This window comes from Lacticaseibacillus jixianensis (assembly GCF_003946485.1).
In the GTDB taxonomy this organism is placed as follows: Bacteria; Bacillota; Bacilli; order Lactobacillales; family Lactobacillaceae; genus Lacticaseibacillus; species Lacticaseibacillus jixianensis.
Genome location: NZ_RHOJ01000006.1, coordinates 1 through 20,479, shown reverse-complemented (window position 1 = coordinate 20,479; position 20,479 = coordinate 1). Strand labels below are relative to the sequence as shown.

Here is a 20,479-nt window from a genome sequence, read left to right as displayed (position 1 = left end):
TGTCCCTTCTTAATTGCTGGTACTAGTTTACCATATTCCCTGACGCCATGCCTGAAGCCCGGCGCGATTAAGAAAATCTTGACCGGCCCGGTGGGCAGGGCAATGGGCCGGGTCGAGGCAGGTGCCCGCCATTTGGAAAAACGGCGGCCGGGCTGACAGCGATGATCAGCCTGGCGCCGCTTGCGGCGGAGCGGGTAACAGGTGCAGCGGCGGGCTGTCTTCCAAATGCGCGACTGATGCACACCTTGCTCTAACTGGGCTTCGAGGTCTTAATCGGGCGGCGGGCTGGCAACGCGGGAGCAGCTAGCTACGCCCTAGCCCTCGCCGGCAAAGAACACCGGCAATGGCTAGGGCTAGGCTACCTGTCCCGCTAAGTACGCCAGCCGCCGCACCTTGCAAAAAAAGAGCCACGCCCCGCGTGACCCTTTTGGCACCATTAGTCTTTGATCTGGCCCATTACTTCATCAACGAAGTTATCTTGCTTCTTCTCAATGCCTTCGCCGACTTCGTAACGCACGAAGCCTTTGACCGTAGCGCCCTTGCTCTTGGCGTACTCGGCAACAGTCTTGTCGGAGTCCTTGACGAATTCCTGGTCGACCAGTGAGATCTCAGACAGCCACTTGTTGACGCGGCCCTCCACGATGCGCGGCACGATCTTTTCCGGCTTGCCTTCATCCAGCGTTTCCTTGGTGAACAGGTCGGTTTGCTTCTTCAGCTCGTCGGCCGGGACCTGCGTGCGGTCCAGGTACTGCGGGTTGATCGCTGCGACGTGCATCGCAATGTCGTGGGCCGTCTCGTCGTCGCCGCCGTCAATGGTCACGAGCGCTGCGACCTGGCCGCCGTTGTGCAGGTAAGCGCCGAAGTGCTCACTGTCCGTCTTGGCCACGACTTCGAACCGGCGCAGGTCGATCTTTTCGCCGATCACCGCTGTCAACGCCTTGGCTGCTTCGTCGATGGTCTGGCCATCAACGTCAAGCTTCAGAGCCGCCTCCATGTCGGTTGGCTGACCGGCCGCGATCGCCTTGGCCGCGCCGTTCACAAAGTTCTGGAACTTGTCGTTAGACGCCACGAAGTCCGTTTCGGAGTTGACCTCGATGATCGCCGCGGCGTTGCCGTCGATCGTGATGGCGGTCAGTCCTTCGGCAGCGATGTTGCCCGCCTTCTTGGCCGCCTTGGCCAGACCCTTTTCACGCAGAACGTCGATTGCCTTGTCCATGTCGCCATCGGCAGCAACCAGCGCCTTCTTGGCGTCCATCATCCCGACCTGAGTGCGGTCGCGCAGTTCCTTGACTTGCTTTGCGGTAATAGCCATGTGTAGTCCTCCTAGGATTTTTTCTTAAAAAAGCCGCCTGCGCCTGCATTTGCTGCAAAGCACAGACGGCTGAGTCTAACTGACGATTTAATTATTCGGCGTCGGACTTGTTGTCGCCTTCAACGGCGTTCACAATGTCTTCGATCGAGTCGGCCTTCGGGGCGTCATCTGCTGGCTGCTGGTCAGCAGGCACGTCTTCGGCCTGGTCCTCGCCCTGCTTGCCTTCGATGATCGCATCAGCCATGGTGGCGGTGATCAAACGAACGGCACGGATCGCGTCATCGTTCGAAGGAATGATGACGTCAATGTCGTCAGGGTCGGAGTTGGTGTCGACCATCGCAACGATCGGGATGTTCAGCTTTTGTGCTTCCTGAACGGCGATCTTTTCCTTGCGTGGGTCAACGATGAAGATCACGTCTGGGATGCGAGGCATGTCTTCGATCCCGCCGAGGAACTTCTTAAGCTTGGCCTGCTGCTTCTTGAGCAGGGAAACTTCCTTCTTCGGCAGCTTGTCGAAGGTGCCATCGGTGGCCATCTTCTTGATGTCCTTGAGGCGCTTGATCCGGGTCTGGATGGTGTTCCAGTTGGTCAGCGTGCCGCCAAGCCAGCGGTGGTTGACGTAGAACTGGCCGGCGCGGGTCGCTTCTTCAGCGATGGCGTCTTGGGCCTGCTTCTTGGTGCCGACGAACAGGAAAATGCCGTTATCTGCGGCTTCTTCCTTGACGAAGTTGTAGGCGTCGTCGATCATCTTGACCGTCTTTTGCAGGTCGATGATGTAGATCCCGTTACGTTCCGTGAAGATGAATGGCTTCATCTTCGGGTTCCAGCGCCGGGTCTGGTGACCGAAGTGGACACCAGCTTCAAGCAGTTGCTTCATGCTTAATACAGTCATGAGTAGTCCTCCATATGGTTTTATTCCTCTCAGGGGCCTCCACTCGCCAGGCCACTTCTCCCGAAGCACCGGCCCAACGATCTTCCCCTGATGTGGGTTGTGTGTTTTTCACACTTAAAAGATTATACAGAGAAAGCCGCCGGTGTGCAACTTAATTCGGTAAAAGTCTGCTACCACCGCGCCCGCCGTCACACCTGCCGATGCGGCCTTTTCCCCTGTGCAACGTGGTAGACCGCCATCGGGTCCCCGTTGTCCGTCATTTCCACGGGGACGAACCCATGCGCCTGGTATAAGCGCGCTGCGCCGACATTGGCCTGATCGTAGCTGAGCACGATGTCCTGGACGCCCCACTTGCGAATAATGAAGGCCTTGAGCAGCTCCAGAAACCGGCCGCCCAGGCCCTGGCGCTGATACGGCGTGGCGATCATCAACCGGTCCAGCCAGATGTAGCGCTCTGCCTGATTGTAGGCGCCGATCATCGCAAACCCGACCGGAAGTTGATCGGCGACCAAGAGCTAGGGATGCCAATCAAAGCGCCGGTCGTGTTTCGCTTCCGCAAGCGATTGGGCATTGGGCTCGATCATCTGCCGCTGGTCCGGCCCGACCGTCAGCGCGATCGCATCGGATGCATTTTCTGCAGTCACCGGCACAATTTCAAGTGTGGCCATGGTCTGCGTCCTCCCACTGAACGTCGTGTGCGGCTAAAAACGCCTCCTTGGCCGCGCGGCTTTGGTGCTTGAAGTGCCACTCGGCCGAAAGCGCATCGTGCTCTTCTTCAAACCCCTCGGCATAAAGCAGGCGCACGGGCCGCCGCGTTTTCGTGTACTTGGCGCCCTTGCCGGCATTGTGCGTCGCGACCCGGGCGGCCACGTCCGTCGAGTAGCCGCCGTAAAACGTCCCGTCGGCGCACAGCAGCACGTAAAAGAAATAATTAGCCATACATTAAGTGTTGCACCTCTTCCCCGTACTGCCCGTCTGCGCCGTACACCACCAGCGGCGGCAGGATCCGCATCCCCGCCGGCTTGCCCGAGCGGATGCCCTCCAGCAGCACCATGTTGGCCTCGCGGTCCGCCTTGGGGTGAATGAAGCGCACGCGTTTGGGCGCCAGGTCGGCTTCCGCCATCGTGGCGAGCAGCTCTGCCAGCCGGTCCGGCCGGTGAACGAAGAAGGCCTTGCCCTGGTACTTGAGCAGGCCGGCCGTCGTCTCGCACACGGTCTGAAAATTGGTGGTCAGCTCGTGGCGGGCCAGCGCCAGGTGGTCGTTGGGATTAGTTTTAGACGCTGGCGTCACCTTGAAGTACGGCGGGTTGCAGGTCACCACGTCAACTGAATCCTTCGGCACGATCGCGGCGGCATTTTTCAAGTCCGCGGTGTGGACGTCGACGTTGGTCAAGTCGTTCAGGCGCACACTGCGCGCCGCCATGTCGGCCAGCCGCGGCTGCAGCTCGATCAGGGTCACCGGCTTTTGCGTCCGCCGCGCGACAAACAGCCCCACGGCCCCGTTGCCCGCCGCCAGGTCCACCACCCGGCTGGTCCTTTTGACTTGGGCAAACGCGGCCAGCAGCACCGCGTCCAGCGAGAAGGCGAACACGCTGGCGCTTTGGATGATCCGAATGCCTGCGCCCTGCAGGACGTCGATGCGTTCATCTGGTTGTAATGCGACTTCTGCCATGGGGCCTCCTGCTTAACGCCGTATGCGTTTGTGGTATAATTTATCGAACAATATTTCAAGCCGAGAGCGGCTATTTGATGAAAGGAAAACAATCAATGTTTTATTCATTCATCCGCTGGGTCGTGCGCCTGCTCGTCCTGCTGATCAACGGCAACACGCACTACGAGAACAAAGAGGCGCTGCCTGACGGCCCGTACGTGCTGGTCGGCCCGCACCGCACTTGGTGGGACCCCATCTTTTTCGCACTGGCGGGCAGCCCCCGCAAGTTCTCGTTCATGGCGAAAGAAGAGCTCTTCAAGAATCCCATTTTACGCTGGATCCTCGATCATGCCAACGCCTTTGGGGTCAATCGGGCCAATCCCGGCCCCAGCGCCATCAAGATCCCGGTGCGGACACTCAAGGAAGGCAAGCTGGCCGTCATGATTTTCCCGTCCGGCTCCCGCTACACCGAGCAGCTTAAGGGCGGCGCCGTTTTGATCGCCAAGCTGGCAAAGGTGCCGATCGTGCCGGCCGTTTATCAAGGCCCGGTCAAGTTCTCCCACATTTTTCTGCGCAAGCGCATCACCGTGCGCTTCGGCGACCCGATCACCGTACCGGCCGGGCGCGTGACCGACGCGCTGACCGCACAGATCGGCGAGCAGATGCAGCGGTCGTTTGATGCCATCGACAAGGCGATCGACCCCACGTTCAAGTACGTGCCCGACCAAAAGAAGTACCTGAAGGAAAAGGAGGCAGGCAAGGTCAAATGAAGCAGCCAACAGTTTGGCAGCGCCTCACCCGCAAACCTGACGTGCAAACCACGCTGAATGCGGATCACCAGCTGGCGCGGACCCTGACCACGCGCGACCTCATCGCCTTGGGCATCGGCGCCGTCATCGGCACCGGCATCTTCATCCTGCCGGGCACGGTTGCCGCTACCACCAGTGGGCCAGCCATCACGCTGGCTTTTATTTTGGCGGCAGTGGTCTGCTCGCTGGCCGCGATGTGCTACGCCGAGTTTGCCTCCGCCCTGCCCGTGGCGGGCTCGGCCTACGCTTATGGCAGCATCGTCTTTGGCCAGCTGGTCGGCTGGATCATCGGCTGGGCCCTGATTCTGGAGTACATGCTCGCCGTCGCCGCCGTGTCGACCAGCTTCTCTGCGTACTTTGCCAGCCTGCTCAGCGGTTTTGGCCTGCGGATTCCCCGCGCGCTCAGCGGCGCCTTTGACCCCGCTCACGGCACCTACGTCAACCTGATCGCCGTCCTGGTTGTGCTGCTGGTCGGCTTCATGCTGACGCGCGGCATGACCACCTCGATGGCGGTCAACCGGGCGATGGTCCTCGTCAAGCTGCTCATCATCGGGATCTTCGTGGTGGTCGGCGCGTTTTACATCAAGCCGATCAACTGGCACCCCTTCCTGCCGTTTGGCGTCAAGGGCGTGCTGGCCGGGGCGTCGCTCGTCTTCTTCGCCTACCTCGGCTTTGACGCCGTTTCCGCCAGCGCGCCGGAGGTCAAGCACCCGCAAAAAACGCTGCCGCGCGGGATCATCGGCACGCTGATCATCGCCACGGTGTTGTACGTCCTGGTGGCGATCGTGCTAACCGGGATGGTGAAGTTCACCCACCTGGACGTGGCTGATCCGGTGTCGTTCGCCCTGATCTTCATCCACCAGCCGCAGCTGGCCGGCATCATCGCCATTGGTGCTTTGGCCGGGATGTTCACGATGATGGTCACCATGATCTACTCCAGCTCCCGGCTCGTTTACGCGATCGGCCGCGACGGCCTGCTGCCCGGCTGGTTCGGCCAAGTGCAACGCCAGCTGCCGCGCCACGCCTTGGTTGCCGTGACGACGATCATCGCCGTCATGGGCGGGCTGGTGCCGTTGACACAGCTAGTCAATTTGGTCAACATCGGCACGCTGATCGCTTTTGCCATCGTCAGTCTAGGGATTCTGCCGCTTCGCCGGCACGAGCAAATCAATAACCCCGGGTTCAAGGTGCCCGGCTACCCGGTCGTGCCGCTGCTCTCGTTTCTGTTCTGCCTGCTGCTGATGAGTCAGCTGCCGCAAGAGACCTGGCTGATGAGCCTGGTCTGGTTTGGCATCGGCCTGATCATCTACTTCAGCTACGGCTTTCGCCACGGCAAATAAGCCGTAGCCAGTCACACTGCCGGCACCGCTAAAAACGCTCACCCATGGCGGGTGAGCGCTTTTTAAGTGGCGACGGTCTTTGAGCCGCCCGGGTGGCGTGAGTCCGCCGCCCGATTATTGTGCGCCTAAGTCATGCTCGTAATGCACCCACCCGGTTTCGCGGGCCCCGATTTGGTCATACAGCGGCTGGGCCGCGGTGTTGGTCTCGCGCGTCTGCCAGCTCACGTGCTTGGCCCCGTGCTGCCGCCCCCACGCGAAGCTCTCCGCCATCAGCTGGCGGGCCAGCCCGTGGCGCCGGCAATCCGCCCGCACGAACAAGTCGCCCACGATCAGCTGCGGCGCCAAGTCGCGTGTGTTGTGCGTCAGGTAAAGCAGCGCAAACCCCACTGGCTGCCCAGCATTTTCCGCAAGCAGCAGCCCGGCTTGCCCAGTGGTCAGGCGCCCCTTCAAAAAGGCCGTCATCTCCGCGTCGTCAAACTCGTGCGGCACCGTGCTCGTCTTGTAGTAGGCATGAAATAGCGTCACGACTGCTGGCAGGTCAGCCAGCGTTGCACTTCGAATCATCCGCTTCGCCTCCTGAACTTTGATTACCTCACTTATACCCAAAACCGCCCGCAGATGCCAGCCTGGCGACTTAAAAACTCCCGCTTTGTTCCAGCGGGAGTGATTTTAGTGCTCAGCTTTGGTGATATCCCCCAACAAGTCGCCATCGAGGTCGGCGGCCAAAAACTCCGAATCGCTAGCCGGCAAGTGCAACTGCACGTCGCTGAACCGCTGCACGGCCAGCTCACCGGCGACCCCGGCAAAGCTCAGCACGTGGCCGCCGAAGTTGTGGTCATCGCTGAGAAAATGCAGGTGAAACCCCGGCGAGGCCATCCCTGCGTAAAGCTGGGGCGACCAGTAGCCCATTAGGGTGCCGACCGCGCCGTCCCGCGTGAACACCGCTTGATCTGCAGCCGTTTGGGCAAGCCCGGGATACGGCCGCGTCTGCTTCTTGACTGCGCGGGTCACCACTTGCGCAAAGCGGCCGTGCCACCTGATCGCCGCGAACAAATTCCGCGAGCCGACTTGCTTCAGTATGGCCGCCTCCGCCGCTGGCGCATCCGGCGCTGCAACCGGGCGAGCAGCCTGAAACGCCGCCCAATGAACATTGGCAAACGGCACGGCGCCGGTCTCAATGACCCGCACCTGGCCGCTGGCCTGGACCTGATACACCACCCCGGCCAGGATGATCAGCTCGCCATCCAGGCCCGTCAGCGTACCGATGCCAAAATTGCCGTGCGCCAAGAGTTCGCCGAGCGGCTGCGTGCCGTTAAGCAGGCCGGGCACCAGCGCCCCCAGCGTGCCGTGTTGATACAAGAGATTCGGATTCATGACTGCCGCCTCCTTAGAACTGATCGGCAAGCATCGCTTCGCCGAGCTTCGGGTTATCGCTGTAGTCGACCGGAATATCGACGATCACCGGTCCTTCAGTGTTAAACGCCTCGTCCAAGACGGCCCCCAGCTGCTCGGGCCGCTCAACGCGCAGCCCCTTGGCGCCAAAGCTTTCGGCGTACTTGACGAAATCCACGGGGCCAAACGAGACGCCCGCGGCCTGGCCGTACTTCATTTCTTCCTGGAACTTGACCATGTCGTAGTAGCCGTCGTTCCAGATGATGTGGACCAGATTGGCCTGCAGCCGCACCGCCGTTTCCAGCTCCATGGCAGAAAACAGGAAGCCGCCGTCGCCGGACACCGACACGGCTTTTTCACCCGGCCGCACCAGTGTCGCCGCGATCGCCCACGGCAGCGCCACGCCCAGCGTCTGCATGCCGTTGGAAAACAGCAACCGCCGCGGCTGGTAGCTGCGGAAGTGGCGCGCCATCCAGATGTAATGCGAGCCCACGTCGACGGCGACCGTCATCTGGTCGGTGACGCGTGCCTGCAGGGCCGCCACGATGCTCAGCGGGTGCACCCGCTGACCTTTGGCAGCAGGCGGGACGTCATTTTGCTTCAGCTGCGCCTGGAGGGTCGCCAGATACTTGGCGGCCGTCGGCAAAACGCGGTACCCGCGCACCTGCGGGATCAGCAGCTCCAGCGTCTGCGAAATGTCGCCGATCAGCTCCTCCACCGGCTGGAAGTGCTGATCAAGCTCACTTTCCTGGGAATCAATGACCACGATCTGGGCCTTTCCGTCCGCGTTCCAGTTGCGCGGTTCGTACTCGACCGGATCGTAGCCGATCGCGATCACCAGGTCGCTGCGCTGCAGCAGCTGGTCGCCGGGCTGATTGCGAAACAGGCCGACCCGGCCGAAGAAGCGGTCCTCTTGGTCGCGGGAGACGATCCCGGCGCCCTGGAAAGTCTCGACGACCGGCAGTGCGGCCGTCTTGAGGAGGTCGCGCACCGCATCGGTGACGTCCTGGGCCGAAGCCCGCATCCCCAAAAGCAGTACGGGCAGCTCCGCGGCTTTGATCCGGCGGGCCAGGTCGACCATGTCCATCGGGGCGGCCGGTCCCAGCTTGGGCTTGCGTGCCGGCGCCACCGCGGGCTTAGTCGTTTCGGCATCCGTGACGTCCTGGGGAATGGAGACAAAGCTGGCGCCCTGCTTGCCGCTGGCCGCGGTTCGCCAGGCGTTAGCCATCAGCTCAGAGATGTTATCAACGTCCTGCACCTCGGCCGAGTACTTGGTGATCGGCGCGAACATCTCGGCGTTGCGCATGCTTTGGTGCGCCGAGCGCAGGAGGTCTTTGCGCTGGACCTGCCCGGACAAAGCCAGCACGGGATCACCTTCCGCAGTGGCGGTGACCAGACCCGTGGCGAGGTTCGCCGCGCCGGGCCCAGAGGTCGTCAGCACCACGCCGGGCTCGCCGGTCATCCGGCCCACCGCTGCCGCCATGAAGGCCGCGTTTTGCTCGTGGCGGGTGACGATCAAGGCCGGCGTGCCTGCCGCCACCGGGTGGGCCAGGCGGTCAAAGACCCGGTCGATCTTGGCCCCCGGGATCCCGAAGACAAAAGGAACATGATGGTTGATCAGGCTTTCCACAACGAGGTCGGCCCCATAACGTTTAGACATAGCGAAGACTTCCTTTCCGTTCAATGACTGTTTCAAACAATATCATATCTGTATCGGTTTGAAAAGAAATATGTTCGTTAATGTTTTGTTTACGGCTTGGCACTGTACCATACCAAACTAGCTACTGTATCGTACTAGCTACTGTATCGTAAAAGGCCATTTTTAATCGGGCTCCGGGTCGCCAACGCCTGAGCAGCTAGCGACGCTCCAGGCCTCGCCGGCAAAGTACGGCGGCAATGGCTTGAGATATGATCCGCCCGTAGCCATTTATGGCGTACGGGCTGACATGCGTAGCGGCTAGCTGCCCCGCTAAAACCGCGAACTCTGGGCACCTTAACTGGGCTCCGGGTCGCCAACGCCCGAGCATCCAGCTACGCCCTTGGCTTCGCTGCCAAAGTACGGCGGCAAAACCAAGGGCTAGGCTGACTGTCGGGCTAAGACCGGCGACCCTGCGCACCTTGCAAAAAATGCCCCGCAGACACGTCCGCAAGGCATCATTGCTACTCCACGACCGTGCCGTTTTGTAGCTCGTACATATCATAATACCGGCCCTTCTTGGCCAGCAGCTCCTCGTGCGTGCCGCGCTCGATGATGCGGCCGGCATCCAGCACCAGGATCAAATTGGCGTCCTGAATGGTCGACAGCCGGTGCGCGATCGCGATGGACGTGCGCCCTTTGCGCAAGCGCCTGAGCCCTTCTTGAATCAGTGCCTCGGTTTCGGTGTCAATGTTGGCCGTGGCCTCATCGAGCACCAAGATCTTCGGGTCGGTGACGATCGTGCGGGCAAACGACAACAGCTGCCGCTCCCCGCTGGAGAACTGGGCCCCGCCTTCAATCACCCGGGCGTGATACTTCTTGGGCAGCTTCTCGATGAACGAGTCAGCCTGCACGAACTTCGCGGCCGCTTCGACCTGCTCGTCAGAAATGTTCTCATTGAACAGGCGAATGTTCGAAGAAATATCGCCGTAGAACATGAAGGAATCCTGCAGCACCAAGCCCAGCTTTTGCCGCAGCTCAGGCATTGGGTACTCGCGAATGTCCTTGTCGTCGATCAGGATCTCCCCGCGCCCGAACTCGTAGAACCGCATCATCACGTTGATGATCGAGCTCTTCCCAGAGCCGGTGTGCCCAACTAAGGCGACCGTTTCCCCAGGATTGGCGACGAAACTGATGTCGTGCAAAATGTCGTGCTTGCCATCGTAGGCGAACGACACGTGGCGGAACTCAATTTTCCCATTGGTAATGGTGGCGCTGGCGTTCGGGTTCTGCGCCGGCGCGTACTCGGTTTCGTCCAGGATCCGGAAGATCCGGCTCCCGGCAACAATCCCATCCTGCAGGGAAGACAGGGAATCCATCATGTTGGTCATCGGGTTGAAGAAATTGCCGACGTACTGGGTGAACGCGTACACGACCCCGGCCGCCACAACTGTCTTCATTGACATGACGCCGAATGCCCAGAGCACGACGATCAGCCCGAGGGAATACAGCAGGTTGATGATCGGCGACAGCAGCAGCGAATTGGTTTTGATCATCGCGTTGCGCGTCTCTAGGTAGTCGTCGTTGGTGCGTTCGAACTCCTTGGTGATCCGTTGCTCTTGGCGGAACTGCTGGATGATCCCGATCCCTTCGATCGACTCGTTCAGCTTCGTGTTCAGCTCGGACAGCTTCTCGCGCATGTGGCGGTAGACCTTGGAGCTGTACTGACTGTAATACCAGATGGCAAACAGCAGCAGCGGCATGAAGGCCAGCACGTACAGCGCGATGCGAGGGCTGAGCGTCCACATCGCAATGAAGCTGGAAACGACGGAGAACATGCCGACGATCACGGACAAAATGACGTTCCAAAAATCCGCCAGCGTCATGGTGTCATTGGTGACCCGGCTGACGATGGAGCCCGCCGGCACCTGATCGAAGTAGCGCATGCCCAGCGTGTGCAGCTTCTTGAACAGCGCGCGCCGCACGTCTTCCAGGCCGCGCTCGGCGCCCATTTGAAAGGCAAAGTTCTGCATGAACTGGAACAAGCCCTTCATGATCGTCCCAAAGGCGTAAACCACCGCGAAGATCAAAATGATCTGGGTCGTGGCACTTTTAGTGCTGAGGTAGCGGTCCATGAAGACTTGCAGCACGTACGGCAGGGCAATGTTCATCCCCGCCAAAAGCGCGGCCCCGAGCAGCGCCCCTGAGAATTGTTTCCAGTACTTCTTGGTGTAGCCCATCAGGCGAGCAAAAATATGCGCCTGCTCGCGAACCGGAATGCTTTTAGACCATGCACTTTGATAGTTAGCCAAGGGTCTCACCTTCAATCTTGGTCTCAATCTCGCCTTGCAGCTCCTGCTTCGCCCACATTTCGGCGTACCACCCGCCGGCTTTAAGCAGCTCGGCGTGCGTGCCGCGCTCGATCACGTGGCCGTCTGCCAGCACAATGATCTGGTTGGCGTGCATGACGGAGCTCAACCGCTGGGCGGCGATGATCGTCGTCTTGTTAGCCCGCACGTCGCGCAGGTTGTGAAGGATCTCCGCCTCGGTTTTGGCGTCGACCGCGGACAGCGAATCGTCAAGGATCAGCAGCTCCGGGGTCGTGATGACCGCCCGCGCGATCGCCAGGCGCTGCTTTTGCCCGCCTGACAGACTGACCCCGCGCTCGCCCACCAGCGTGCCGTAGCCCTCAGTGAAGTCGAGAATATCGTTGTGAACAGCACTTTCCCGCGCCGCCTCTTCGACTTCCCCCTGCTGCTTTTCAAACGAGGAGAAGCGAATGTTGTCGGCAACGGTGGTCGAAAACAGGAAGTTATCCTGCGGCACGTAGCCGATCGAATCCAGCAGCGCGTCCAGCGTGTAGTCCTTAATGTTGCGCCCGCCGAAGTCGATCTCGCCGTCGTAGTTGTCGAATTCCCGCAGCAGCAGCTTGAAGATCGTGCTCTTGCCGGCGCCAACGCGGCCGACGATGCCCAGGGTCTCCCCTTCCGGCAGCGTGAAGTGGACGTTGATCAACGTGGCATGATCGTCATCCGGGTAGCTAAACTTGTTGATCTTAAAGCGCAGCTCACCGTGGGCCGGCGTCGTGATGGCGTCTGGCGCCTCAATAATGGCACTTTTTTCGTTCAGCAGGCTGGCCACGCGGTCGTAGGATGCGTTCCCGCGCTCCAGGACGTTGAACAGGCGGCCGATGGCGAACATCGGCCAGACCAGTGCCGAGACGTACGACACAAACGAAACCAGCTGGCCAATGGTGATGGCTGACGTCATGACGAGGTGGCCGCCGTAAATGATCGTGATGATGTAGGTGATCCCCATGATCAGGCTGGTGGTCGGGTCAAACAGCGAATCAATGAAGTTGACTCGCTTGTTGATCCGGATCGTGCGGTCAACGATGCGGTTGAAGTCCGCCGTGTCCTCTTTTTCCTGGCCGAACGTCTTGATGACCTTGATCCCGGAAATCGATTCCTGGGTCTTGTCGTTCAGCCGCGAAAAGGCCGCCTGCGACTGGGAGAACTCCCGGTGCAGCCGCATGCCGAGCTTGCGCGCCATGACCGCCAGCAGCGGCATCGGCAGAATCGCCAGCAGCGTGAGGCGCCAGTCCACAAACAAGATCATGGCCACGATGGTCGTGGAGCCGGTGATCAGCGAATCAAACAGGGTCAAGATCCCGGCCCCCGCGACGTTTTGGATCGCGTTGAGGTCGTTGGTCGCGTGGGCCATCAGGTCCCCGGTGCGGTGACGCTGGTAGAACGTGGCATCCATCTTCATGAAGTGCCAAAACAGCCGCGAACGCAGCGTCTTTTCCAGCTTGGCCGCGCCGCCCCAAATGGCGGTGCGCCAGCCGTAGCGGAAGACGTACTGACCGACCCCGGCGAACAGCAGCAGCCCCAGCATGATGGCCAAGCGCTCGGCGGTCAGCTGATGACCATCCATCAGGTCGATCAGGCTCCCGATCACCTTTGGCGGGATCAGGTTGACCAGCGCCACCAGCAGTAGGAACAACACCCCGAATAGGTAACGGCGGCGTTCCGCCTTAAAGTACCAACCCAATTTTCTAAAAATACCCATTACAAGCAGCCCCTCCTCAAAAAACGCACTGTCTGAAGATTATATGATTAATCAATAAGAGTTTGCAAGTGAATTCGTGAGAAAAACGGGCCTGCGCGCAAAAAGAAAACGCCCCAGTCAGTTGACTGGACCGTTTCCAAGTTAACCTTGCCGGCAGCTATTTCGCCGACCGCTTCTGTGCCTGTTTCATCTGCGCCATCATTTGGTTGAGCTTCTTTTGCGACGGCTTTTGCCCCATCGACATCATCATGGTCTGCAGCATTTCCTCATTAACAGGAGGATTATCTTGGAAGTACTTCTTCATATACGCACGGGCCCCAAAGAACCCGGCGGCACCGCCGGCCAGCAAGCCGACGATAAGTCCGATTGCAAACATCATCACTGATTCCCCCCTTCATGTGAGATTCAACTCTCTCATTGTACAAAACGCTTGCATTGATTGAAAGCCTAATCTTGACGCAGGCCGCGTTTTCTTTGGATCTCCCGCAGTTTCTGCGGCGTGATTTCGTGGCCCTGCTTGTCAAAGAACTGGGTGGTTTCCAGTTGAGCGGCAAAGCCGGCCCGGAAATCTTTGATGTAGGCTTCCCGCAGGGCCTTGCGCTCTGCCTTTTCGGCGTCCGTCAGGCCCACTGATTTGGCCTTGTGGGCCAGTTCGTTAATGCGGTCAAGCCGCGCTTTTGGCTGTTGTCCCATGTGCTCACCCCTTAGTTCAAGTGCAAGACGGTCTGCTGGTAGCCGGCTGATTCCTCACCGGGGAAGGGTGCCTCCTGCATCATGCGCAGGTACTCGCCCGCCCGCTTTGCCGATGAGAACGCCTTGATCAGTCTCACCGTCTCGCCATGTTGGTAATAAACGACTGTGATCAGTTTATCCATTCTCTCTCTCTCCACAGCGCATAAAAAAAGGCCGCACCTGCGGCCTTCTCGGATTAACGGCGCTTCTCTTTGATACGCGCAGCCTTCCCACGGAGTGCCCGCAGGTAGTAAAGCTTTGCCCGACGGACTTGGCCGTGGCGGACAACGTCGATCTTCTCGACACGTGGGGTGTGAAGCGGGAACGTCCGCTCAACGCCGACCCCGTTGGAAACCTTACGAACGGTGTACGTTGCGCTGACGCCAACGCCGCGGCGCTTGATCACAACGCCTTCAAACAGCTGAACACGTTCGCGGTCGCCTTCGACGATCTTCGCGTGAACGCGGACCGTGTCCCCAGGCCGGAAGTCTGGGATATCGGTGCGCAGCTGGGACTTGGTAATTTCTGCAATTAATGGGTTCATCAGAACTGCTCCTTTGTCGACATTCTTAAGCATCCCGCCCAGCGGAACATCGTTGTTATGTGAGTTATCACAAGTTGTAATTCTAGCATAGCTGCCCGCGGCTGTAAAGAAGAAAAGTTGACACCGGGGGGGATATGCGGGGGGTGAGGGGCTCCGGCGGAAGTGGCTGGAACGCAGTGGCTACCGCTTCGAGCCCGCAAAGACCGCGGTCTCTCAGTCGGAGCAAATTGTAGGCGGTAAACCGCCAACAATTTTTTCACTGCTGAGCCACTTCCGCCTCCGCCCCTCACCCTGCTCACCCGGCCACTACAGTTCTTTCCTCCTCGGCGGGGGCATGACAGACTTGATGCGACTAGAGAACAATCCTAATTTGGCAACTTAAGGCGACTGGAAACCGACCCTGACAGCGTATCATACCATCCCGCCCTCAGCTATCAGCAAGCGGCCGGTTTCGCTGCCTTATCCTTATTTGCCCCCAGTTGCCTTGGGCACAAGCACAATCTCGCGCACCACTGTGTGTCCCCGTTTCTGAGTCTTCAGCTGATAATCAAGGCGGACTCGATACGATTGACCCGCATTGGGTAATTGCTTCAGCGGCAAAGAATTAACGCCGTTCTTCGTGTCGAAGCCATTGCTGAGGTCAAGCAAGGAGTGGCCATCGGCCCCTCTGATGTCGGTGATGGCGGCATCAAGATACTGTTCCTGATCGAACTTCAAGCTGAAGCGCAACTCCGCCCCTTGACTATATTTCACAGCTTGCAGCGGCGCCAAGGTCACACCAGGCCTGAGCGTATAGTTGCCACTTAACTCGTGAGTGACCGCCGGCTTCTGCCGAAAATTGAGCTTAAAGCGCCAATCACCCCGGACCCCATTAATATGAGTGATCGTTATGGGCAGGCGAACGCTTGTCGGCGCTTTCGCCCGGGTGATGCGATACGTTTCAGTGAAGCGGTAACCGGTTTTGGTCGGCGCAAAATCAAGTGAGTCGGCCTCCACGCCTGGCAGTGGCGTAATTTGATTGTCTAGGCCCAGCTCGTCTTCGCCGTTTTTATAGATTTGCGCATGCGTCATCCCGGTGACCTCACCGGTGATGCCAATTTCTTTCCCGGAGTAATAGGCCTCAACCAACCGGACCGTCAGCCCGTGCGAGGTCACCTGCTCGGCCAGGGCCGTGGCGGTGCCGTTGACGTGAAACGCCCGCGCCGGGTTCTGCCCGCCGTGCAGCAGGTAGAACTCGCCCAGCCAGGCGGCATTGCTGACGGCCTGGCCGACTGCCGGATTGACGGCCGCTGCCCCGGCCGTCCCGATCACCAAGACCGCCGCGGCCAGCACCAGCCGCTTGCCCCAGTGGCGCTTTTTGCCGGCCGCCGCAACGCCTCGCCCAATGGCCGCGTTCACGGCCGCCGTCGGCACTGGGATCTCGTCGATCATCTCGTGGACCTTGGCCCGCGTTTGTCGTTCATCCATTGTAATCCCCTCCTAACACGTCGCGCAGTGCCGCCCGGCCGCGCCGCAGCCGAGTCTTCACCGTCGCCTCCGGAATGCCCAATACCCCACTGATGTCCGTGATCGACAGGTCCTGGTAATAAAACAGGTCCAGGACCTGCCGGTAATTCGCGCCCAGCTTGGCGAGTGCCTGCCCCAGGTCCAGCGCGACCACCGGGTCGGTCGCCGGCGCCACCCGCTCCGGCACCGCGGCCACACTGGTCTCGCGCTGCCGGCGCGCGTACACCGCCTGCGCCTGGCGAATCAGAATGCGGGTGAACCAGGTGTAAAAATAGCCCGGCTCGCGCAGGTGCCGTACGGCGGACACTGCCTTGGTGGTCGCTTCTTGGATCACGTCCAAGGCGTCCGCCTGCGTGCCGACGTACAAGTAGGCGGTGCGGTAAAGGTAGTCGCCGCGGCGCTGCAAGAGCTGGCTCAGCGCCTGACGGTCACCGGCGATGGCCGCTTGCGCAAGCGCCAGTTCCGTTTCTGTTAATGCCATCTCACCTGCCCCCTTTCCGCCCATTAGTGGCGTCTCGCACGCAAAAAGTTTCACCGATTATCTGGCGGCTAACTGGGTGCCGAGTTCGTAACGCCCCGGGATATGATCAGCCTGCAGCCATTTATGGCGTACAGGGTGACATGCGTGGCGGCTAGCTGTCCCGCCAAAAGCGTCCGCCAGCGCACCTTGACTAATCGGGCGCCGGCGGCCAACGCGGGAGCATCTAGCTACGCTCCAGGCCTCGCCGGCACAGTGCGCCGACAATGCCTGGAGCTTGGCTAGCTGTCCCGCTAAAAGCATCCGCCGGCGCACCTTGACACAAAAAAACGCGGTAAGTCTTCGACTCACCGCTCAGTTTATCATCTAAGTTACCGGTTGATACGCTTGGCGCGCCGAGCGCACTAAGCCGCCCAACGCAAAGCCGCCTAATCCGGCTCGTCAGTTTGCTGGGTCTGCACCTCGCGTTTGACCTCGCGCAGCAGCTTGGTTCCCTTTTTGTCCAGCACCGCCTGCTCCAGCAGGTCGGGCCGGCGCTGCAGGGTGCGGCGGAGGGACTCCTTCAGCCGCCAGTCGGCAATTTTGCCGTGGTCCCCGTTTTGCAGCACAAACGGAACGTCCATGCCGCGGTAGCTCGCCGGGCGGGTGTACTCCGGGTACTCCAGCAGATTGTTCTCGAAGCTGTCCGTCGGCGCGCTTTCGGCGTTGCCGAGCACCCCTGGCAGCAGGCGGGCCACCGCGTCGATCATCACCATGGCCGGCAGCTCGCCGCCGGTCAGGATGAAGTCGCCCAGGCTGTACTCGTCGGTCACCAGACTGCGGATGCGCTCATCATAGCCTTCGTAGTGGCCGCAAATGAACACCAGGTGGTCTTCCTGCGCCAGCTTTTTGGCCTCGGTCTGGTTGAAGGTCTTGCCCGCGGGGTCCAGCAGGATCACCCGCTTGGGGCCGCGGTGAGCGGCATCGATGGCGTCCATCGCCTCAAAAATCGGCTCCGGCTTCAGCAGCATCCCCGCCCCGCCGCCGTAAGGGGTGTCATCGACGTGGTGGTGCTTGTCGTGGGAGTACTGGCGAAAATCGGTGACGGAAAAGTCCAGCAGGTCCTTATCCAGCGCCTTGCCGATCATGCTTTGGGTCAGCGGCGCAAACATGTCAGGGAAAATGCTCAGCACATCAATCCGCATCGTCGATCAACCCCTCCGGCACCTCGACGTGGGCCACCTTCGCGGCCAAGTCGATGCTTTGCACCACACTTTTTAAAAACGGCAAGAGCACGTCCGGCTTGCCCGGCCGCGGGATCACCCAGACGTCGTTGGCGCCAGGGCTGAGGATCTCGCTCACCTGACCCAGCGTCGCCCCGGTTTGGTCGATCACGGTCAGGCCGATAATGTCGTGGTAGTAGTACTCCCCGGCCTCAAGCGCCTGCACATCCGCCTCGGCCACGCCCAGGTCTAAGCCCTTGAAGCGTTCGACGTCATTGATGTTGTCGTATTCCTTGAGCTTCAGCAGGTACAGGTTCTTCTGCTTGCGCGCCGCCTGCACCGTCACCGGCGTATGCTGCTTGCCTTCGATCACAAGCTGACTGCCGGCAGCGAAGCGCTGCTCGGGAAAGTCGGTGACCGGTAGCACCTTCAGTTCGCCGCGAATGCCGTGGGTGTTGACGATCTTACCCACCGTGTATAACTCTGCCATATTTCCTCCTGTCTAATCGGGCTTTGGGTCGCCAACGCCCGAGCATCCAGCTACGCCCTTGGCTTCGCCGTCACAGTACGGCGCCAAAACCAAGGCCTAGGCTGACTGTCGGGCTAAGAACGTCGCCCCGCCGCACCTTATCAAAAAAGACCGGCATCTGCCGGTCTTTTTTACGCTTCTGAATGCGAGGCATCCAGAATGTTCAGCCGCACCCGTTTGGTGTACGGTGACTTGACCGCATAGACAATGGTGCGGATCGCCTGCGCGACCCGGCCGCCCTTGCCGATGACCCGGCCGACATCGTCCGGGGCCACGCGCAAGTCGAACGCCATGTACTCCGCCGTTTCGTGCGACGTGATTTCAATAGCGTCTGGATGTGTGACTAATGGCGTCACGATAGCTTTGATCAGGGCTGTAATGTCCACTGATTAACGCCTACTTTTTGGTGAAACGTGCTTCGTGATACTTCTGCATGATGCCGTGGTTGGCAAGCAGTGTGCGCACTGTGTCGGAAGGCTGAGCGCCCTTCTGCAACCATGCCAGAATCTCATCGTCGTCCAGCTTCAGATCAACTGGGTCGGAAAGTGGGTTGTAGTAGCCAACGGATTCGATAAACCGACCGTCGCGAGGGGACCGAGAGTCCGCAACGACAACGCGGTAGAACGGCTTACGCTTTGAACCCATCCGCTTCAAACGAATTTTTACTGCCATTAAGTACACCTCCTGTAAATTTCTCAACTTCAAAATCATAGCAAAGAATGTTAGACGTGTAAAGAGTTTTTTCTTTACATCCTCAAAATAGCGGTGAGAAAAGGCCGCCGGGTCACCGTGCCCCCGGTTTCGACACCAGCGAATGAACGTGCCGCCCGCTTTTGCCTGCACGGCGCATGTGTTAAGCTGGTTCAAAATCGCACCGGATGGGAGTCTTACCATGTTGTATCAACTCTGCGCCATCATCACCGCCATCAGTACCGCCGTCAGCTTGGGCTTTGCCGCCCAAGCCTACTGGCAAACCCGCAGTAGTCAAACCGCCGCAGCCACCAACGCCCGTTACGCGCTTTCCCGCAGCGCCGCCTTAGCCATCGCGGCGCTGGGCCTGCTGGTCTTTCACAGTCCCGAGTACCTCACCGCACTCGCCGTTGCCATGACCTTCGTGCAGCTGTTCGACGGCGTGATCGGGCGGCGGATCAGCACGTTTAAAACGGTGGGCCCGACGCTCACCGGCGTGGCCAACGCCATCGTGCTCGCCCTTTACCTAATGCAGTAGGCCACCCCCGCAAGTGGCTGAGACATAAATCGAAGCTGCAAAAAAAGGCCGACCGTTCTACCAGAATATTTCTGGATAGTTCGGTCGTTTTTTTGTTTCTAGTGAGCTTTTTTCGACTTTTGTAGCTATTTTCACTTTTAGGGTACGACAAATAGACCCCCACGTCAGCAGGCCCTTTAACAGATCTGGATGGACCTCTATCAGAATTGCCAGCTTTTGAAGATTTCCTGCCATTAAAGTTAATCCGAGCTCTTGGCGAACGGGCTCAAGTCCACGTACTGAAGAACGAGTGAAGGTCAGATTGTGCTTCATATTCCCAAAGACTGGTTCCACTTCAATCTTACGGGTTGCGTAGAGAATGGCCTGATCTTCATCTGTCAGATGAGCACGAATGCTTTCTTTCTGCGCTTCCCAGTGTGGGTTAACAGCAATCTGCCTTAGGTTTCCCTTCTCGGTCAGTGCTAATTTGGCCAATTCAGGATCTTCATCCGCTACGGCTTCATAGCTGATGAAGTGACGGATTGTACCGGTTTGTTTGTTGGTTCTGTCGTATTCTTTGTTCCGTCGGAACTGGACACCGTCGGCATCAATATAGCAATCAAGCGTTTTATCATATTGCCAATTTTGTCTCTTTGTAGGGTCCTTACGGTATCGCCTGGACAGTTCTTTTAGATACATCGTGTACGGGATCAAAGGGACAGCGTGATATTGGCTTGTAATATAGTCGTAGTTTGGCTCGCTACCATATCCGGCGTCCGCAACCACGAAGCGAAAATGGCGGTCAAGTTGTTTCAAAAAGGGTATTAAGGTGCGTTGATCCATTGGTCTCTGATTGACGTCATAGTACAGAACAAACTGGTTCTGAGTGGCAATCTGCAAGTTATATCCCGGCTTGGTCTGACCATTATTCATGGGATCTTCCTTCATCATCATGAAGGTCGCATCATGGTCTGTCTTCGAAAAGCTATTACGATCACCAAAGAGTGCGCGCGAGTCTTGATAGCGAGCTTTACGTGCGATCAGATCATTATGTAAGAGATGAGTATACTTCTTAAGTTTACGACGTAGCTGCTTGTTCTGCGATCCGCCTACGGTGACCTTTTCAGTCTCGATAATCTGATCCAAACGAGCAATCTTGGCATCTAATTGTTCAGCGA

25 protein-coding genes are annotated in these 20,479 nt (G+C 59.2%); 3 read left to right on the top strand and 22 right to left on the bottom strand.

Annotation, left to right across the window (positions count from 1 at the left end):
* Nucleotides 1-436: 436 nt before the first annotated feature.
* The 6 genes from tsf to EKM85_RS04040 form a co-directional block, all read right to left on the bottom strand.
* The gene (tsf, locus tag EKM85_RS04060) at nt 437-1,312 is read right to left on the bottom strand and encodes a translation elongation factor Ts (RefSeq protein WP_125584991.1); all 876 of its coding nucleotides are present in this window, start codon (nt 1,310-1,312) and stop codon (nt 437-439) included.
* A gap of 91 nt (nt 1,313-1,403) precedes the next feature.
* The gene (gene rpsB, locus EKM85_RS04055; protein ID WP_125584990.1) at nt 1,404-2,204 is read right to left on the bottom strand and encodes a 30S ribosomal protein S2; all 801 of its coding nucleotides are present in this window, start codon (nt 2,202-2,204) and stop codon (nt 1,404-1,406) included.
* 188 nt (nt 2,205-2,392) lie between these two features.
* Entirely contained in the window at nt 2,393-2,716 is a 324-nt protein-coding gene (locus EKM85_RS04050; protein ID WP_125584989.1) for a GNAT family N-acetyltransferase, read from the bottom strand.
* Nucleotides 2,717-2,719: 3 nt separating this feature from the next.
* Nucleotides 2,720-2,872, bottom strand: a complete 153-nt coding sequence (locus EKM85_RS11435; protein ID WP_164510656.1) for a hypothetical protein — start codon at nt 2,870-2,872, stop codon at nt 2,720-2,722.
* A complete protein-coding gene (locus tag EKM85_RS04045; RefSeq protein ID WP_125584988.1) occupies nt 2,859-3,143 on the bottom strand; it encodes a GIY-YIG nuclease family protein in 285 nt (94 codons plus the stop codon). The genes EKM85_RS11435 and EKM85_RS04045 overlap by 14 nt, the downstream gene beginning before the upstream one ends.
* Nucleotides 3,136-3,876 (bottom strand): tRNA1(Val) (adenine(37)-N6)-methyltransferase, encoded by a 741-nt coding sequence (locus tag EKM85_RS04040; RefSeq protein WP_125584987.1) that lies wholly within the window; start codon nt 3,874-3,876, stop codon nt 3,136-3,138. The genes EKM85_RS04045 and EKM85_RS04040 overlap by 8 nt, the downstream gene beginning before the upstream one ends.
* A 95-nt stretch (nt 3,877-3,971) precedes the next feature.
* Between EKM85_RS04040 and EKM85_RS04035 the strand changes: the two genes are divergently transcribed.
* Nucleotides 3,972-4,625: a lysophospholipid acyltransferase family protein gene (locus tag EKM85_RS04035; RefSeq protein WP_125584986.1), complete on the top strand. Its 654-nt coding sequence runs from the start codon at nt 3,972-3,974 to the stop codon at nt 4,623-4,625.
* Nucleotides 4,622-6,004 (top strand): amino acid permease, encoded by a 1,383-nt coding sequence (locus EKM85_RS04030; protein WP_125584985.1) that lies wholly within the window; start codon nt 4,622-4,624, stop codon nt 6,002-6,004. The genes EKM85_RS04035 and EKM85_RS04030 overlap by 4 nt, the downstream gene beginning before the upstream one ends.
* A 114-nt stretch (nt 6,005-6,118) precedes the next feature.
* Here the strand turns inward: EKM85_RS04030 and EKM85_RS04025 are convergent, their stop codons facing one another.
* The 15 genes from EKM85_RS04025 to rpsP all read right to left on the bottom strand — a co-directional run bounded on the left by EKM85_RS04025 (nt 6,119) and on the right by rpsP (nt 18,766).
* Nucleotides 6,119-6,568, bottom strand: coding sequence for a GNAT family N-acetyltransferase (locus EKM85_RS04025; protein WP_125584984.1), 450 nt, complete (start codon nt 6,566-6,568; stop codon nt 6,119-6,121).
* Nucleotides 6,569-6,673: 105 nt separating this feature from the next.
* Nucleotides 6,674-7,378: an acetolactate decarboxylase gene (gene budA, locus EKM85_RS04020; protein WP_125584983.1), complete on the bottom strand. Its 705-nt coding sequence runs from the start codon at nt 7,376-7,378 to the stop codon at nt 6,674-6,676.
* 13 nt (nt 7,379-7,391) lie between these two features.
* Complete coding sequence (alsS, locus tag EKM85_RS04015) at nt 7,392-9,056, bottom strand: acetolactate synthase AlsS (protein WP_125584982.1); 1,665 nt, start codon at nt 9,054-9,056, stop codon at nt 7,392-7,394.
* 500 nt (nt 9,057-9,556) lie between these two features.
* Nucleotides 9,557-11,344 carry an ABC transporter ATP-binding protein gene (locus tag EKM85_RS04010; protein ID WP_225418930.1) on the bottom strand — a complete coding sequence of 596 codons (1,788 nt, stop codon included), beginning with the start codon at nt 11,342-11,344 and terminating at the stop codon, nt 9,557-9,559.
* Nucleotides 11,337-13,103, bottom strand: coding sequence for an ABC transporter ATP-binding protein (locus tag EKM85_RS04005; protein ID WP_125584981.1), 1,767 nt, complete (start codon nt 13,101-13,103; stop codon nt 11,337-11,339). The genes EKM85_RS04010 and EKM85_RS04005 overlap by 8 nt, the downstream gene beginning before the upstream one ends.
* A gap of 157 nt (nt 13,104-13,260) precedes the next feature.
* The gene (locus EKM85_RS04000; protein WP_164510655.1) at nt 13,261-13,482 is read right to left on the bottom strand and encodes a YneF family protein; all 222 of its coding nucleotides are present in this window, start codon (nt 13,480-13,482) and stop codon (nt 13,261-13,263) included.
* A gap of 68 nt (nt 13,483-13,550) precedes the next feature.
* On the bottom strand, nt 13,551-13,796 hold the full coding sequence (locus tag EKM85_RS03995) for a DUF896 domain-containing protein (protein ID WP_125584979.1): 246 nt from the start codon (nt 13,794-13,796) through the stop codon (nt 13,551-13,553).
* Between the two features lie 11 nt (nt 13,797-13,807).
* On the bottom strand, nt 13,808-13,978 hold the full coding sequence (locus EKM85_RS11430; protein WP_164510654.1) for a hypothetical protein: 171 nt from the start codon (nt 13,976-13,978) through the stop codon (nt 13,808-13,810).
* A gap of 53 nt (nt 13,979-14,031) precedes the next feature.
* Nucleotides 14,032-14,379, bottom strand: coding sequence for a 50S ribosomal protein L19 (gene rplS / locus EKM85_RS03990; protein WP_125584978.1), 348 nt, complete (start codon nt 14,377-14,379; stop codon nt 14,032-14,034).
* Between the two features lie 465 nt (nt 14,380-14,844).
* Entirely contained in the window at nt 14,845-15,846 is a 1,002-nt protein-coding gene (locus EKM85_RS03985) for a DUF4179 domain-containing protein (RefSeq protein ID WP_125584977.1), read from the bottom strand.
* Entirely contained in the window at nt 15,839-16,366 is a 528-nt protein-coding gene (locus EKM85_RS03980; RefSeq protein ID WP_164510653.1) for a sigma-70 family RNA polymerase sigma factor, read from the bottom strand. Before EKM85_RS03980 ends, EKM85_RS03985 begins: the two co-directional genes overlap by 8 nt.
* Before the next feature lie 425 nt (nt 16,367-16,791).
* Nucleotides 16,792-17,547, bottom strand: a complete 756-nt coding sequence (gene trmD, locus EKM85_RS03975; protein WP_125584975.1) for a tRNA (guanosine(37)-N1)-methyltransferase TrmD — start codon at nt 17,545-17,547, stop codon at nt 16,792-16,794.
* The gene (rimM, locus tag EKM85_RS03970; protein ID WP_125584974.1) at nt 17,537-18,055 is read right to left on the bottom strand and encodes a ribosome maturation factor RimM; all 519 of its coding nucleotides are present in this window, start codon (nt 18,053-18,055) and stop codon (nt 17,537-17,539) included. Before rimM ends, trmD begins: the two co-directional genes overlap by 11 nt.
* 170 nt (nt 18,056-18,225) lie before the next feature.
* On the bottom strand, nt 18,226-18,480 hold the full coding sequence (locus tag EKM85_RS03965; protein ID WP_125584973.1) for a KH domain-containing protein: 255 nt from the start codon (nt 18,478-18,480) through the stop codon (nt 18,226-18,228).
* Between the two features lie 10 nt (nt 18,481-18,490).
* The gene (rpsP, locus tag EKM85_RS03960) at nt 18,491-18,766 is read right to left on the bottom strand and encodes a 30S ribosomal protein S16 (RefSeq protein ID WP_125584972.1); all 276 of its coding nucleotides are present in this window, start codon (nt 18,764-18,766) and stop codon (nt 18,491-18,493) included.
* Nucleotides 18,767-18,986: 220 nt separating this feature from the next.
* Here rpsP and EKM85_RS03955 point away from each other — a divergent pair, with 220 nt between their 5' ends.
* A complete protein-coding gene (locus EKM85_RS03955; protein WP_164510652.1) occupies nt 18,987-19,322 on the top strand; it encodes a hypothetical protein in 336 nt (111 codons plus the stop codon).
* A 57-nt stretch (nt 19,323-19,379) separates the two neighbouring features.
* On the opposite strand, the gene EKM85_RS03950 is transcribed toward EKM85_RS03955, so the two are convergent.
* Nucleotides 19,380-20,479 (bottom strand): transposase (locus tag EKM85_RS03950; RefSeq protein ID WP_164510651.1); only part of this gene is annotated, 1,100 nt, incomplete at its 5' end.